The sequence below is a fragment of the Flavivirga jejuensis genome (genome assembly GCF_030540765.1).
GTDB lineage: Bacteria > Bacteroidota > Bacteroidia > Flavobacteriales > Flavobacteriaceae > Flavivirga > Flavivirga jejuensis.
The window spans coordinates 68,215-83,890 of sequence record NZ_JAUOEL010000001.1 but is presented as its reverse complement, the minus strand read 5'-3'; the positions used below and the strand labels follow the sequence as shown (position 1 = coordinate 83,890).

At 31.6% G+C, this 15,676-nt stretch carries 16 protein-coding genes; 7 read left to right on the top strand and 9 right to left on the bottom strand.

All coding sequences use genetic code 11. The annotated features are described in order from the left end of the window. Positions 1-156 precede the first annotated feature (156 nt). Positions 157-936 carry a TerB family tellurite resistance protein gene (locus Q4Q40_RS00385; RefSeq protein WP_303299688.1) on the bottom strand — a complete coding sequence of 260 codons (780 nt, stop codon included), beginning with the start codon at positions 934-936 and terminating at the stop codon, positions 157-159. 119 nt (positions 937-1,055) lie between these two features. On the opposite strand from Q4Q40_RS00385, the gene Q4Q40_RS00380 reads away from it, so the two are divergent. The 6 genes from Q4Q40_RS00380 (at position 1,056) to Q4Q40_RS00355 (ending at position 5,661) form a co-directional block, all read left to right on the top strand. After that, complete coding sequence (locus tag Q4Q40_RS00380) at positions 1,056-1,466, top strand: BrxA/BrxB family bacilliredoxin (RefSeq protein WP_303299687.1); 411 nt, start codon at positions 1,056-1,058, stop codon at positions 1,464-1,466. A 167-nt stretch (positions 1,467-1,633) separates the two neighbouring features. After that, complete coding sequence (locus tag Q4Q40_RS00375) at positions 1,634-2,035, top strand: hypothetical protein (RefSeq protein ID WP_303299686.1); 402 nt, start codon at positions 1,634-1,636, stop codon at positions 2,033-2,035. Positions 2,036-2,060: 25 nt separating this feature from the next. After that, positions 2,061-2,807 (top strand): lysophospholipid acyltransferase family protein, encoded by a 747-nt coding sequence (locus tag Q4Q40_RS00370; RefSeq protein WP_303299685.1) that lies wholly within the window; start codon positions 2,061-2,063, stop codon positions 2,805-2,807. Further along, entirely contained in the window at positions 2,808-3,800 is a 993-nt protein-coding gene (locus Q4Q40_RS00365; RefSeq protein WP_303299684.1) for an acyl-ACP desaturase, read from the top strand. It begins immediately after the preceding gene. Between the two features lie 23 nt (positions 3,801-3,823). Continuing rightward, positions 3,824-4,744, top strand: a complete 921-nt coding sequence (locus Q4Q40_RS00360; protein WP_303299683.1) for an AraC family transcriptional regulator — start codon at positions 3,824-3,826, stop codon at positions 4,742-4,744. A gap of 263 nt (positions 4,745-5,007) precedes the next feature. After that, positions 5,008-5,661 carry an HD domain-containing protein gene (locus tag Q4Q40_RS00355; RefSeq protein ID WP_303300704.1) on the top strand — a complete coding sequence of 218 codons (654 nt, stop codon included), beginning with the start codon at positions 5,008-5,010 and terminating at the stop codon, positions 5,659-5,661. 1 nt (position 5,662) lies between these two features. On the opposite strand, the gene Q4Q40_RS00350 is transcribed toward Q4Q40_RS00355, so the two are convergent. After that, positions 5,663-6,535, bottom strand: a complete 873-nt coding sequence (locus tag Q4Q40_RS00350; protein ID WP_303299682.1) for an AraC family transcriptional regulator — start codon at positions 6,533-6,535, stop codon at positions 5,663-5,665. 204 nt (positions 6,536-6,739) lie between these two features. Here Q4Q40_RS00350 and Q4Q40_RS00345 point away from each other — a divergent pair, with 204 nt between their 5' ends. Beyond that, positions 6,740-7,336 carry a hypothetical protein gene (locus Q4Q40_RS00345; RefSeq protein ID WP_303299681.1) on the top strand — a complete coding sequence of 199 codons (597 nt, stop codon included), beginning with the start codon at positions 6,740-6,742 and terminating at the stop codon, positions 7,334-7,336. A 269-nt stretch (positions 7,337-7,605) separates the two neighbouring features. Here the strand turns inward: Q4Q40_RS00345 and Q4Q40_RS00340 are convergent, their stop codons facing one another. The 7 genes from Q4Q40_RS00340 to Q4Q40_RS00310 form a co-directional block, all read right to left on the bottom strand. After that, complete coding sequence (locus tag Q4Q40_RS00340; RefSeq protein ID WP_303299680.1) at positions 7,606-8,679, bottom strand: PA0069 family radical SAM protein; 1,074 nt, start codon at positions 8,677-8,679, stop codon at positions 7,606-7,608. A 101-nt stretch (positions 8,680-8,780) separates the two neighbouring features. Beyond that, on the bottom strand, positions 8,781-9,563 hold the full coding sequence (locus Q4Q40_RS00335; protein ID WP_303299679.1) for an enoyl-CoA hydratase/isomerase family protein: 783 nt from the start codon (positions 9,561-9,563) through the stop codon (positions 8,781-8,783). Between the two features lie 139 nt (positions 9,564-9,702). Continuing rightward, on the bottom strand, positions 9,703-10,143 hold the full coding sequence (locus tag Q4Q40_RS00330; protein WP_303299678.1) for a protein-disulfide reductase DsbD domain-containing protein: 441 nt from the start codon (positions 10,141-10,143) through the stop codon (positions 9,703-9,705). A gap of 21 nt (positions 10,144-10,164) precedes the next feature. Further along, the gene (locus Q4Q40_RS00325; protein ID WP_303299677.1) at positions 10,165-11,622 is read right to left on the bottom strand and encodes a sensor histidine kinase; all 1,458 of its coding nucleotides are present in this window, start codon (positions 11,620-11,622) and stop codon (positions 10,165-10,167) included. 145 nt (positions 11,623-11,767) lie between these two features. Continuing rightward, complete coding sequence (locus Q4Q40_RS00320; protein WP_303299676.1) at positions 11,768-12,316, bottom strand: CopD family protein; 549 nt, start codon at positions 12,314-12,316, stop codon at positions 11,768-11,770. Between the two features lie 3 nt (positions 12,317-12,319). Then, entirely contained in the window at positions 12,320-13,354 is a 1,035-nt protein-coding gene (gene hemH / locus Q4Q40_RS00315; RefSeq protein WP_303299675.1) for a ferrochelatase, read from the bottom strand. A gap of 340 nt (positions 13,355-13,694) precedes the next feature. Next, positions 13,695-15,584, bottom strand: coding sequence for a hypothetical protein (locus Q4Q40_RS00310; protein ID WP_303299674.1), 1,890 nt, complete (start codon positions 15,582-15,584; stop codon positions 13,695-13,697). Between the last annotated feature and the right edge of the window lie 92 nt (positions 15,585-15,676).

The window sequence follows — 15,676 nt, the reverse complement described above, 5'->3', positions numbered from 1 at the left end:
ATTTTAACCTGATTTTGATTCATTAAAATACTATTTACAAACACCTATAGCTTCCAGCACATCATCATCATTCAATTTTAATTGGGTATCAAACTGGTTTATAACATTTAAATTTTTATTTTTTTGAAGCAGCCTTAATTTTTATGCATATATCAATTAAAACTTCCGTTCCTTCTGCAAATGCTCATAAGCCATTTGCACCTGTCTAAATTTCTCTTCAGCACCAACTTGATGCTCTTTCCCTAAATGAATCACTTTATCTGGGTGGTACTTTTTAGCCATTTTTCGATATGCTTTTTTTATTTCATCAACCGTAGCACTTTTATCTATTTCCAGAATTTTATAGGCATTATCGCTACTGTTATAAAACATCGCTTTAATACTTTCATAATCGCGAGAACTAATCCCTAGATATCCCGCCATAGTGTAAATTTGGCGTTCCTCATCTTCCGTTACAGTACCATCGGCCTTAGCAATACCAAATAAAAAATGCATGAGCTGTAAACGCGATGGATGATCCATCATTTGTTTAATCTGCAAGCAGACTTGTCTGGTAGAAATATTACTTTGACTGCTAATGTTTTTAAATAACCTGAATGCATGATTAGCACGTTCTTTACCATACATACTTACAAATTGCTGACGTACAAAATCCAATTCTCTTTGATCTTGTACACCATCTGCTTTTATAACTATAGAGGCTAGTATAAGTAAACTCAATTCGAAATCGCCAGATTGTGTTTGTGGACGTTGTCCAGATTGCGTGCCGTAAGTAGCTCTTCTTCTTTGTTGTGGCTCCCCTTCTTCTAAAAACGGACTGCCTTTACCATTTGATAAAGAGTCAACAAAGCTACCCAATGCCACTCCAATAATTGCTCCTATTGGCCCACCAAAAGACCAACCTAAAGCACCACCTATCCATTTTGAAAAACTCATGTAAGTATAAATTTTGTTTATCGTCAAATATACTATTTGTTAGTAGATTGCATTCATAATTTGTTACACAATTGGTATCTTTGCAGTCTAAAAATAGTAAATTATAAAAATTTAAAAATATGTATCCAGCAGAATTAGTAAAACCAATGCGCGAAGATTTAACAAATGTTGGTTTTGAAGAATTACATACTTCCGAAGCTGTTGATGCTGCTTTAGCAAAAGAAGGAACAACTTTAATGGTTGTAAATTCAGTTTGTGGTTGTGCAGCAGCCAATGCCCGTCCAGGAGCAAGAATGAGTTTACAAAATGAAAAGCGTCCTACAAACATAGTTACTGTTTTTGCAGGTGTTGATAAAGAAGCAGTAGATACGGCTCGTGGTCACATGATTCCGTTTCCACCAAGTTCTCCATGTATGGCATTATTTAAAGATGGTGAATTAGTACACATGTTAGAGCGTCATCATATTGAAGGACGTCCAGCAGAACTTATTTCAGAAAACTTAATAGATGCTTACAACGAGCATTGTTAAAATATTAATTACGTGAGTAATAACATAGTGGTCTGTTATACAATCTAAAAGCTTAACAAACCTCTTCTTTACCCATAATAACAATTAAAAAACCACGTCTGTCGTGGTTTTTTTTATACACATTACGCAACCTATTTACCAATTTCTCATCTTATAAAAAAGACTTTATGAAACTGTATTTAAAACCCATATTGGTTTTTACCTGTTTTATTTTACTAGTTGCTCCCGGTTGTACTTCTAGCGATAATGACACGCCTACCTATGAAAGTGAATTATCAGAACTCAGCTTATTAAAAGCAGAAATTGAGACTTTAGCCAGTACCTCTGTATGTAATGAAACCTCCGAATGCAAATTCATAGCTTTAGGAAGTAAACCCTGTGGTGGTCCTTGGACTTATTTAACATACACAACCTCTATTAATGTTGAACAATTACAAGCAATTGTTAAAGAGTACAACCAAAAAGAAGCCGTTTTTAATACAAAATGGGATATCCCTTCAGATTGTGCACTCACTTTGCAGCCAACAAGTATAAATTGCGAAAATAACGACTGCGTACTTATGTATTAAGCTTACTTTTTACTTATTTTTGCGCATGCAAAAATTGTTGTCGTACCTATTAACCCCTATTTATTTACTTTGTTTTTTTATAACATTGTTGATATTCCACCCCATTCAGTGGCTGTCTTTTAACGCTTTTGGTTATAAAGGGCATAAAAAAGCTGTTGATTTAATGAACCTTTGTTTAATGCGATGCCTTCATGTTTTAGGCACTCGATTTACATTTAACAACCCGCATAATATTGAAACAAACCAACCTCTTATCGTGGTTTGCAACCATCAAAGCATGTATGAGATCTCTCCCTTGTCTGTTTTCTTAAGAAAATACCACCCTAAATTTATTAGTAAAATAGAATTAGGTAAAGGCATTCCTAGCGTATCTTACAATTTGCGCCATGGAGGATCTGCTTTAATAGATAGAAAAAATCCACGGCAGTCTTTACCTGCTATCATGAAATTTGGTGAATACATTGAAAAAAATAACCGTGCTGCAGTTATTTTCCCTGAAGGCACAAGAAGTAAAGATGGTCTTCCGAAACCATTTCAAACAAAAGGTTTAGAAATTCTATTTAAAAAAGCACCATCGGCTTTGGTTGTCCCTATTTCTATAAATAACTCTTGGAAAACAGTTCGTTATGGAAAATTCCCTATGGGTTTAGGGACTCATATGACTTTTACGGTACATAAGCCTATAAAAGTTAGTACCTTTGTAAACAAACAAGAACTTATAAGTAGTGTAGAGACTACTATCAAAGAACATATATCCCATAAAAAATTATAGATGTCATTAAAGAATGTTAGATTAGAAGTAATGAAGTTTTTGGAAAAGGACGTTGAATCTTTAATTGAGAAGTACTTAATTCCTATTGATAAAATTTGGCAACCAACCGATTTTTTACCAAACTCTGAAGGAGATTCCTTTTTTGAGGAAGTGCGAGAAATAAGAGAACTTTCAAAAGAACTACCTTATGATTTTTGGGTGGTTTTAGTTGGCGACATGATCACCGAAGAAGCGCTCCCTACATATGAATCTTGGTTAATGGATGTTGAAGGTGTTGATCAAGTAGATAGAGAAAATTCCTGGGGTAAGTGGGTACGTCATTGGACGGGTGAAGAAAACCGCCATGGAGATGTACTTAACAAATACCTATACCTTTCTGGACGTGTGAACATGCGTGAAATTGAAAAAACCACACAACATCTTATTGCTGATGGTTTTGATATTGGAACCGATAGAGACCCTTATAAAAACTTTGTTTACACCAGTTTTCAAGAGTTAGCAACTTATGTTTCTCACAATCGAGTGGCAAAAATTGCAAAAGAAAAAGGCAATAAGCAACTTGCTAAAATGTGTAAAATTATTGCTGGAGACGAAATGAGACACCATCATGCTTATTCTGAGTTTGTTGAGCGTATCTTTAAAGTAGACCCCAGCCAAATGATGATGGCGTTTCACTATATGATGAAACAAAAAATAACCATGCCTGCTGTTTTTTTAAGAGAATCTGGAAATAAAATCAGTACTGCTTTTGATGAATTTTCTAATACCGCACAACGCATAGGTGTTTACACATCGAATGATTATGTAGAAATTTTAGAGAAATTGATTAAGCGCTGGGAAATTGATAAAATAACAAACCTTACAGACGAAGCGGAAAAAGCCAGAGATTACCTTATGAAGCTTCCTGCCAGAATGTATCGCTTGGCAGATCGTATTAAAGTACCAGAAAATTCATTTCAATTTAAATGGGTTGAGCCTGCAATTACAAAGTAGCTGAAAATCATTTCGTAAGAATAATGATTTCTAAAAATGACACAGAAAAAGATTATATAAGTCGAATAAATCTGGTTTTAAAACATATAGATAATAATCTTGATTCTGAATTATCATTAGGGTTACTTTCCAGACTTGCGCTTTATTCACCATTTCATTTTCATAGAATTTTTAAAGCCATAATTGGAGAAACGCTTAATTCTTATATAATTAGAAAACGTATTGAAAAGGCAGCTTCTGTATTAATACATAAAAAAAATATAAGCATTACAGAGCTTTCCCTGCAATATGGTTTTAGCAGTAACGCTTCTTTTACTCGAGCATTTAAAAATTTTTATGGCCTAAGTCCTTCTGAATTTAGAAAAGAAAATCCAAGTAAATTTAGCAAGATAAGTAACTCTGAAAGCAAGAATAGTCAAGAGAATCTGATTTTTGAAAAATACATTTGCAACATTAATAATCATTTAAATTGGATTAAAATAAATGCAAACATTGAAATTAAAGAAATATCAGAATTAAAATTTGCCAGCATAACACATTTTGGAGAAAATGACGTCGAAAGTGTATTTGACAGATTAATAAAATGGGCAAATTCGAAAGATTTAATGAAAAACCCTGAAACCAAAATGGCGAGAGTTTTTCATGATAGTTTTAAAATAACAACGCCAGATAAAGTACGTATGAGCATTTGTGTACTAACAAATAAACCTTTTACTCCAGAAGGAGAAATAGATGCCATAACCATCAAAAAAAGCAAATGTATCGTTGGTCGTTTTGAAATATCACCCAATGATTTTGAAAAATCATGGAGTAGTCTTTTCGTTTGGATGAATGATCAAGGATATAAAAAAGCCGAAAAGAATCCTTTTGAAATATATCACAATGATTTTCGTGAACACCATGAGAATAAATGTATTGTTGATTTACATATACCTATTGCATAAAAACTGATTTATAAATTAATTCCTTTCCAAATCGAAAGGAATTTTTATTTTTAACTAAGAAGTGGTTGAAACTTTTTTGGTTGAAGCGAAAAATAGCTATTTTATGGTCAATTAAAAAATTGAAACTGACAAACTCTCGAGGTAAACTCATTAAGGTGTTTTGTCAGTTTCACACCCAATCAAATTGAGCACAAGTTTTGTACTTAGAGCCAAAACTGGGTTTTATATTTTTTAGATTAAAAAAGTTTAAATCACTTCTAATGATGACTTCAGAAAAAATAATACAAAAGACCATCACCTTTGTAAAAGAGCAATTAATCAATGCAGAAGGGGGGCACGATTGGTTTCATATAGAACGCGTTTATAAAAACGCTTTGTTAATTTCTAAAAGTGAAAATGTAGACACTTTTATTGTGGCTCTTGGTGCTCTATTGCATGATATAGCGGATAGTAAATTTCATAATGGTGATGAAACTGTTGGTCCAAAAATAGCACGCGAATTTTTATTTAAGCTAAATGTAGATTCCACAGTGATTGAGCATGTTATAAATATTATCGAAAATATCTCTTTTAAAGGCGGCAATGAAACTCAACAATTTAAATCTCCAGAATTAGATGTGATACAAGACGCCGATAGACTGGATGCTATAGGCGCCATAGGAATAGCACGTTGTTTTAATTATGGAGGTTTTAAAAACAGGGCGCTTCACAACCCCGAAATAGCTCCAAATCTTAATATGAGTAAAGCTGAATATAAAGCATCAACAGCTCCAACCATCAATCATTTTTACGAAAAATTACTTCTCTTAAAAGATAAAATGAATACTAAAACTGGAAGGCAAATTGCCTTAAATAGACACACCTTTATGGAGCTATATCTTAAACAGTTTTACAACGAATGGGATGGAAATGCATAATTTATTGTATAATTAGCTTTATTTCCTTTCTATATTGAGAGGCACTTTTCCCTGTTATTTCATTAAACTGTTTGTTAAAATGTGAAAAATTATTGAATCCGCATTCAAAACAAATATCAGCAATACTCATTTTACTTTCGTTTAACAGCTTTGAGGCATGTAAAACGCGGTATTCGTTTACCAGTTTTGTAAACGTTTTTCCTGTTGTTTTTTTAAAGTATCTACAAAATGCTGGCACTGTCATACTAACTTTATTTGCAATATCATCTAAAGCAATATGCTCTTTAAAATTGCCATTTACATATTTATATACAATGTTAATTTTGTCACCGTCTTGTGGGTTTGTTTCTAAAGCAATCCCATCAACATTTAATAAGGTGTAATCATTTGTATTTCCTAAGTAGTTTAAAATCTCTAAAAACTTTAAAACACGTTCTAAACCTTCAAATTCTGTAAGTTTATTAATTTTTGCACCTATTTCCTTTTTTGTATCCATATTAAACCTAATGCCTTTTTTTGCCCTATCAAATAAAGCAGATACATTGGCCATTTCTGGAATGTTTACAAAATCCTCTCCTAAAAAGGTAGATTTAAATTGTACTGTGGTTTCGGTACCATTAGCCGTAAGCCTATCTGCAAATCCATTATGCGGCAAATTAGACCCTATTAATATAAGTTGGCTGTTATTAAAATAGGATAGATGATTCCCAATATGTGTTCTCCCTTGCCCTTTATTTACATATATAAGTTCTAACTCTGGATGAAAATGCCAAAAAGCATTAAGCCTATCAGCTTTATCATGATGTTGCTTAACAAGTATAGAGCTTCCAAAACTAGGGCTAAGTTTCTCTAAAGTAGGTTTTTTATTAATCATATCAATAGAATTGATCGGTAAAATTACTACATATTATTCTCAAAACCTATATTTAATTATCACAATTATATGCTATTTTAACTTTACATTCATTTAACATTCATTTAACAGATAAAATAGCATACAAACTGATCAAATTTGATGTTTTGCACCTTCTTATTCCAACGTAACTTTGTCGTGTTAAACGATGTAAAATCCAAAACAATGAAAAATTTAATTAAAAAAATCGAAAAGAGCTTATTATTAGTAACAATGTTTACTGTAGTAATGGGCAACGCTAGTGAAATCTCTTCTTTCAAAATCGAAGGAGAGCTTAAAGGAACTGCATTAACAATTGAGGATGTAAAAAAAGGAGACCTTTTATCTATTAAAAGCGATAATGGTATCACTATATATAAAGAACTTATTCAATTAGCAGGTACTTACGAAAACGGGTTTGACTTAACCGAATTACCAAACGGTAACTATTTTTTTGAGATAGATAAAGCTTTAAAAATAAGAACGATTCCTTTTAGTGTATCATCAAACAAAGTGTCTTTCGAAAAAGACAAAGAAGTTATTGTTTTTAAACCTTTTGTTAGAACTAAAGATGATTTAGTTTACATAACAAAATTAGCATTAAACTATGAGCCTTTAAAAATACGTATTTACGGAAAACAAGATGGAGGTTATCATTTACTACGCTCAGATAAAATTGAAGGAGTTCAATCTATAGAAAAGTTATATAAACTTGAAAAGGGTAACTATAAAATAGAACTCAATTCAAATAACAACAAGTACACAAGATTTATTAATAATTAATTGGTAAAAATTTAGTTTAGTTTAGTTTAGTTTAAATTAGTTTAGTTTAAATTAGTAAAAGTGGGCTGTTATGGCCCACTTTTCGATTAATACCAATTATCACTTAAAATAACCCATATAATTTATTTAGTGCACTAGCTCTTATTTTAGAAAAAGGAGTTCATGAATCTTCGATTTATACGTCTTTTTATTGAGTTCTTACCAACACCCAACCCTACTAGATAAAACCATTGGTTATGAAATAAATAGTTTTGATAACGAATAAATAGTCAAAACAATTTTAATTGACCGTCTTTATACTCTTCATGCAAACTCAGATTAAGTTTCGGCATCATTTTATTATTAAAATATTTTCGCCTGGCTAGTTTTACAAGGTTATTAATTTGCTCAGCAATTTTTCCTTCGCCTCGCATTCTGGTTCCGTATCTGGAATCATTTAAACGACCTCCATGGCAACTTTCTATTTGATGTAATACCTTTTCGGCACGATCTGGCATGGTTTTATAAATCCAATCCTTAAAAATTTCGCCAATAGCCCCATTTAGCCTTACTATAGTATGAGCAATCGACAAGGCGCCATGCTCTGATGCTGCTTTTGCTAAAGGTAATATTTCATGACTATTTATAGATGGAATAATAGGTGCTAACATCACATTTACAGGAATCCCGTTTTCACTTAAAACTTTAATAGTTTCTAAACGTTTTTTAATCGTCGTTGTTCTAGGTTCTAAAATTCGTCTCGTGTTTTCAGATAATGAGGTGATCGACATGTTTACATTTATTAAATTATCTTTCGCTAACGATTTTAAAAGATCTAAATCCCTAAGAATTAATGCGTTTTTTGTAATGATAGCTACTGGATGTTTGTACTTTAAAAAGACCTCTAAACATTGTCTGGTAATTTCAAATTGTTTTTCTGCTGGTTGGTAACAATCTGTATTTCCAGACATAACGATAGGATGCGTTTTCCAACTTTTCTTTTTTAGTTGTACTTCTAATAATTTGGAAGCATCTTTTTTCACCATAATACGGCGTTCAAAATCTAAACCCGCACTATAACCCCAATACTCATGACTATTGCGGGCATAACAATAAATACAACCGTGCTCACAACCTTGATACGAATTCATAGAATATAACATACCAATATCTGGGCTCTCAACTTTATTGACTATGGTTTTTGGAAAAACCTTTAGATATAAGGTTTTGTTTTTATCGCTTATTTCGCCTTCTTTATGGCAAAATTCGAGAAAGTCATCACGCATTTCGTGACTTAATTCGAAAAAACGATTGTGTACATTAAGCTGTGCACCACGTCCTTTTATGGCTAATTTTGGGTTCATTATAGTAAAATTAAAGGTTGAATGCTCTTTGAGTAGCTCTTTAAAATTACTTATAAATTATATCCAAAAATGTTAAAGTAAAAATGTGTTATTAACAAATTTTATTCTCCAGGAAAATCTGCTTTTCGTTTTTCAAGAAAGGCAGAAGTTCCTTCAGCAAAATCGTCACTACCAAAGCAATTACCAAATTCTTGAATTTCTGTATTAAAACCATCAACGCCATCTTTAAAGTTTGCATTTATGGCTCTAATAGCTGCGCTAATGGCAACTGATGAATTACGTGTTATTTTACCAGCAATTTTCTCACAAAAAGGAAGTAACTCATCTAAGGTGGTTATATGATTTACTAATCCGTAGCTTAGAGCCCTATTGGCATCAACCATTCCTGCAGTCATGATAAGCTCCATAGCACGTCCTTTTCCTATTAATTGTGGTAAACGCTGCGTACCTCCATAACCTGGAATAACACCAAGCGACACTTCTGGCAATCCCATTTTGGCGTTATCGCTCGCCACTCTAAAATGACACGCCATGGCTAATTCTAATCCACCACCAAGCGCAAAACCATTTATTGCAGCTATTACTGGTGTCGATAGATTTTCAATAAAATTGAATAGTAACTCTTGTCCATTAGCTGCAAGTATTTTACCTTCTTCAATCGAATAATTTGCAAACTCACTAATATCGGCACCTGCTACAAAAGCTTTTTCGCCACTACCTGTAACAATAATAACTTTTGTGTTTTTATCTAAATCGGCTTCTTTAAAAGCTCCATGCAATTCATTAATCGTTTCTTTATTAAGAGCATTTAGCTTATTTGGACGATTAATAGTTATAGTAGTGATACTGTTATCTTCTTCCGATATGATGTTAGTGTAACCCATAGTATTGTTTTAAATTTATTTTTATTAGTCCACGCTTATTGCATGGCAAGAAAACTAAATTTTGAGAAGTCTGCAAGACACTTTCAAAATTGTAAACTAAACACTCCCAGTATTTAACGATATCTAGTTTTAATACTTTTTATTGAATAGCAATTTCAAAATCATCATAGCCAGTAACGCAACTCGTATCATTACAAGTCATGAATTCAATTTCACCTATAACCTTCAATGCCTTTTTCGTTTTCAGTTTTATACGCTGTTTAAAAACCGCAGATGTTTCAAAATATTTAACATTTAACTCAAAAACAGGATCAAAAGTAGTATGTCCTTTATCTTCTGTCATGTTACCAACTAACTCATAGTTTTCATTCTCTTCAAAAATAAAAACTGTTGGTAATGGTCCTCCTTCTGGCACTTTCAACGAGTACAAGTGATATTTTGGTTTTATAGTCGCATTTATAATTAAATCGTATTCTATGTTGGAAACCTTTTTCACAGTTGTTGACCATTTTACAGGTGCTAAAATTTGCGAATACCCCATAGAGGTTATTAAAAAGACTAATACAAGTATTTTTTTCATTTTTATAGTTTTTATAATACGTTATTCTTTAGGAAAAGTCACTGTAAATGTGGTTCCTCTATATTTTTCCGATTTAAATGTTATCGTGCCATCGTAGGTTTCTACTATGTTTTTTACCATCGCTAAACCAAGCCCCATACCACTTGTTTTAGTTGTAAATTTAGGTTCGAATACCTTGTCTTTATTCTCTTCCAAAATACCCATACCGTTATCTGCAACCGTAACAATTACGTTATTATCCTTTGTTCCTACATTAATAACGATTCTTGGTGTCTGATTTTCTGGCATGGCTTGAATACCATTTTTAACTAAATTAGTAAGTACTCGTATTAGCTGAGTCCTGTCAAATTTTGCAACAATTTTTTCGGATTCGGCAGTAAAAAAAATGTAATCTTCGTTGAAAATATCTAATGCTAATTTTACAATTTTCACAACATTAAGCGTTTCACTTTGTTGCGCTGGCATCTTTGCAAAGTTTGAAAAAGCAGATGCAATAGAACTCATAGTATCTATTTGTTGAATTAATGTTTTACTGTATTCATTTAATTTTGAATGAATATTTTCATCATTTGAATCAAACTTCCGCTGAAAATTTTGTACCGTTAAACGCATCGGTGTTAGTGGGTTCTTAATTTCATGTGCTACTTGTTTTGCCATTTCCCTCCAAGCCTGTTCTCGCTCACTTCTGGCTAATTGTACGGCACTTTCTTCAAGTTCGTCAATCATACTATTATACGAATTCACCAAAGTGGAGATCTCTTCGCTTGTATCATTTACCTCTATCTTCTCATTACGTTTTTCTAACCTTGTGGTATTAATTTTATCACTAATTGTTTTTAAAGACTTTGTAATATATTTAGATAGTAAAAACGCAATACCAATAGCCATAAGTAAAATAAACATGTAAGCATAGGCTATACGTTTTAAAAATTCTTGTAGCTCTTTTGCAAGAAAATCGTCTTTTTCTAAATAAGGTAAATTTAATATGGCTACGGGTTTAGACCTTTGATCTGTAAGGTAAGTATATGATGATTGAAATGTTTCTCCATTTTCTTTATGTTTATCTACAAACCTGTGTGGTGCCGTATTTGAAATAGGGTTTAAAACTTCGGCTTTAAGACATTTAGGAGCCGCGTTATTTTGTAATGTAGCCTTAGATGAAATTAATAAAACGCCCTCTAAATCATATAAATTAATTTGAAGTTTATGAATATCTGCTACACTATATATTTCTTCTTTAAAAATTAATGGGATATTCTCCGTTTTAACTTCCCAGCTGTTTTGTCTGCCGTTTAAAACACGTTTAAGATGTGTTTGTATATTTTCTTCTTTACGCTTTAAACGCCCTTCATGATATTCTTGTCGCTCTTCACTATATTGATAGATTGCTACTGCCGAAATAAGGATTGATGCTAACAAAACCAGCAATATCATTGCTAAAAAAATACGGATACGTAAGGAAAGTTTCTTTAATTTCATTAATAAGTATGGTGCCTTTTAAAAGTTCAATAAATATAACAATAATCGAACCAAATATCATTTTACTAAATTCAAAAAAATCAAATCACAAATTCCAAAACCGTAATACTCGAATTTGATATTTCAAAAATTGAAGATTTAAATACTATGCGTCTGGATTTTTAGCTCTAATTTTTTTATAAATTTTAAAACCTAGCATGATAAGAATTCCTAAAACAAAAAGACCAATAATACCCCAAACCCAATCAATGGCACTTTTTAAAATAACTAAAAAAATCACCGCAAAAAGGATAAAAGTGGCGCCTTCGTTCCAAATACGCATAAAGCTTGACGATACTGTTACAATATCATTTTGCAATTGATTGTAATAATAATTCGTTCTAAACTGATACATAAAAAGCAGAGCTATAAAACCTATTTTTACTTGCATCCAGTCATGATAGATTAGTGTAGGGTTTAAGTAAAACAGACATAAACCAAACAGTAAAGCCAATATAGAAGACGGCCATGTAATGATAAACCATAAGCGTTTAGCCATAAGCTTAAGTTGCTTACCTAAAATTTCTTTGTCTGGTGATGGCTTATGAAACGCTTCTATTTGATATACAAATAATCGAGGAATGTAGAACAATCCAGCAAACCAAGTGATAACAAAAATAAGGTGAAACGATTTTATATAATGGTAATGTTCCATAGGTTAATTAATTTCAATAGGTGTTTTTGTCCATTCTGAAATCCATTTAGACAGTAGATTAACAAATTCGTCATCATCATTTAAGCAAGGAACGGTTGTAAAATCTTTACCTCCCATTTCATGAAAAATTTCTTGTCCTTCCATGGCTATTTCTTCGAGAGTTTCTAAACAATCGCTTACAAACGCAGGCGTTACAATCGCCATGTTTTTAATACCTTCTTTACCCAAACGCTCAATAGTTCTGTCTGTATAAGGCAGTAACCAAGGATCGAAACCTAAACGCGACTGAAAAGATGTTGAATACGAACCTTCTTTAAGCCCTAATTTTTCAACAACAAGTCTAGTTACCTCATAACATTGATGCCTGTAACAAAACTCATGAGCTTTCGATGGCGTAACACAACAGCTACCATCTATTTTACAATGCGATTTTGTAATGTCACTTTTTCTAATATGACGTTCTGGTACACCATGGTATGAAAACAATAAATGGTCACAATTTTTGCCTTCTAAATGATTTTTAATTGCGTTTGAAAGCACCTCAATATAATCTGGTTTATTATAAAATGCAGGAACAGATTCTATTTTTAAATTCGGAAAATACTGTTGACGTATTTCTTCTGCTAATACCGTAATGGTCTCTGTTGTTGCCATAGCAAACTGAGGGTATAAAGGGAACAACAAAACCTCATCAACACCTTTATCTACCAATTCCTGAAGTCCTTTTTTTATAGTCATACTGCCATAACGCATCGCTAAAGCAACAGGTTCTTCTACTTGTTTTTGTATTTTATTTTGAAGTCTTTCAGACAATACAATTAAAGGCGATCCCTCTTTCCACCATATTTTTTTATAAGCTGCTGCTGATGCTTTTGGTCTTGTATTTAAAATAATGCCCTTTACAAGTAGATTTCTTGCCCAAAGCGGTACGTCTATAACACGTTCGTCCATTAAAAATTCACCTAAATACTTTTTTACATCTTTTGGATCTGGACTCTCTGGGGAGCCAAGATTTACTAGTAAAATTCCTTTTTGCATATTACAAAAATACGATACAATTTGTAATCATGGTATTTAGCAACAAATAATTTGAGCATAATAATTGCAAAAACAAACTTTTTACAAACGTCAGTTCGATATATTAAATATTGATAATGAGAAATTTGCGTATACAACTAATAAAATTGTGTCATTCCTAAGGCTATCGAAAACAAAATATATTTTGTTTAAAGTATGAAGCGTAGCTTTTGAGAAGGAATCTCATCTTTATGAGATGTCTCATCACTCATGTTTCGCTCTGCCTATATAATAAAGCACTGATTATAAAAAATTTAAATTATCTTCTTTTTTTAATTTACGTCGAATTCACGTTTATAAATTAATATTTAAAAAAGCGTATCTCTTTATCGGTAGAGCTTATTATTATTTGAGAATCGACATCAACTGTGTAGTTAAAATTTTTATCCTTTCCTATTTTAAGTTGGTATAATTCTTCTACGTTTTCTAAATCAACTATTCTAAGCCCCCAAACTCCTTCATCTAATTTATCACGGTGCATCCATAACTTATCAATTTCACTATATGGATTATATTTAGTTTCTTTCTCAAATTTATTTATCATATCATTAACAGTAGCTCCCGCTACAACGCCCATTCCTAACTCCGCAGCCCCAAACTCGCTAAAGTAATAAGCTGTGGTAAACTCATTATTAAAATCATGTATATCCTTAAGACCTGCTTTGTACAATTCACGATTAATTTTCCCTGCTTCTTTAGCAAAAACAGTTCCCAAAACAATAGCTCCAATTGATGCTATTGTCTTCAAAGCTTTTGATGGCGGTTTGAAATATAATCTACTAATTTCTTGACCTGTATTATCCGTTTTTACAACTTCATGCTTAGATATAAATGAATAATTGCCATTAAAACTCTCTATTCTTGTTATTGTGTCATTTTTTTTGGTGAAAGGCACTTTTTTTATAAGCACCTGAGGTTTCGTTGCTTTATATTTTAAAACTACAGGAGTATCCTTTTTTCCATACTTATAAACTAAGTCTTTATTCTTTTTATCAATACTATAAGTTATTTTATCTTTAATAGGAAGGAGAGAAATGACCTCCTGTTTTTCAAAATCATATGTCAATATAGATTTTGAAGTTATTATCAATAAATAATCGTCCATTTTAAGACCTTCAATAATTTCCTTGCTTCCTACGAAAACAGGATTATTAAATACATGTGCCCCATCTTCATTAATCCAGTTAGCAAAATATTTTCCATTAACATTATTAATGATTAAATGATTGTCTCCTTGAACATAAACTTTTTCTATCTTTCCTTTAATAGAAACATTTTTAGACCAAAACTTAGAACCATCTGCTCCTAAATAATTAAATCCATTCTCGCATTTTACTATAATTTGATTCGGCGCAAATTCGATATCATAAAATTTACCCAAATTAAAAGGTTCTTTCCACACATCCTTCCCTGTTTCTATACTAGAATAATTCATAGCATAACCTCCATTCTCCAAATCGTAAACAGATATAAACCCTTGATTATTTGCAGAGACTTCTACTAATTTAATCTTATCAGTTTTAAAGTTTCTTTCCCACTTTAAACTACCATCATTAATATTATAAGCCAATAAATTACTATCATAGGTAAACAGCAAAGTGTTTTTTGTACAAACCGCGCCAAATGTAAAGCTATCTCCTAAAAGACCAAGTTTTTTTTCTGGTAATTTAATGGTCCACAGAGACTCCGAACCATTGATTCTTACCAAAGTTAAATACCAATTTACTTTTCTTTTTATGTTTTTCTTCTTATCCTTTTTTATAACTTCTTTATTCATTATTAGAGCAAAGTTTTCATCTTTAGTATAAAAAATTTTACTTTTATGAAAATCTTTTATTTCTGAAGCTTTAAAAACTACATCTCCTGTAAATCTATTTATCACAATACTTTTATTACTAACTACCGAAAAAGTTTTAGTATCATTTATTTTTAATAGAGAACTGGCTTCTTTATAAAAAAATGAAGCTCCTTTATAGTTGGGCATAGACAAACTCCAAAGCTCCTTATTTAAAGAATAATCAAATGCTTTTAAAGTTAAATTATCATAATAGTATACACAATTTGTTCTTTGATCTACAGATAACCAATTAGGTTTTTCATTAAACTTTAATACCCAAGAACTCTCAGTGTTTTGAGAATTAACGGCAACATGAGTTAGTAAATAGGCAATAAATAATATTTTAGTTTTCATAAAAATCAAAGTGTTTAAATTTTTATGAAATATAAGTAAAATCCTACAAATAATACTGTTTAAATATAAAATTTAATGATTTATTAATCATA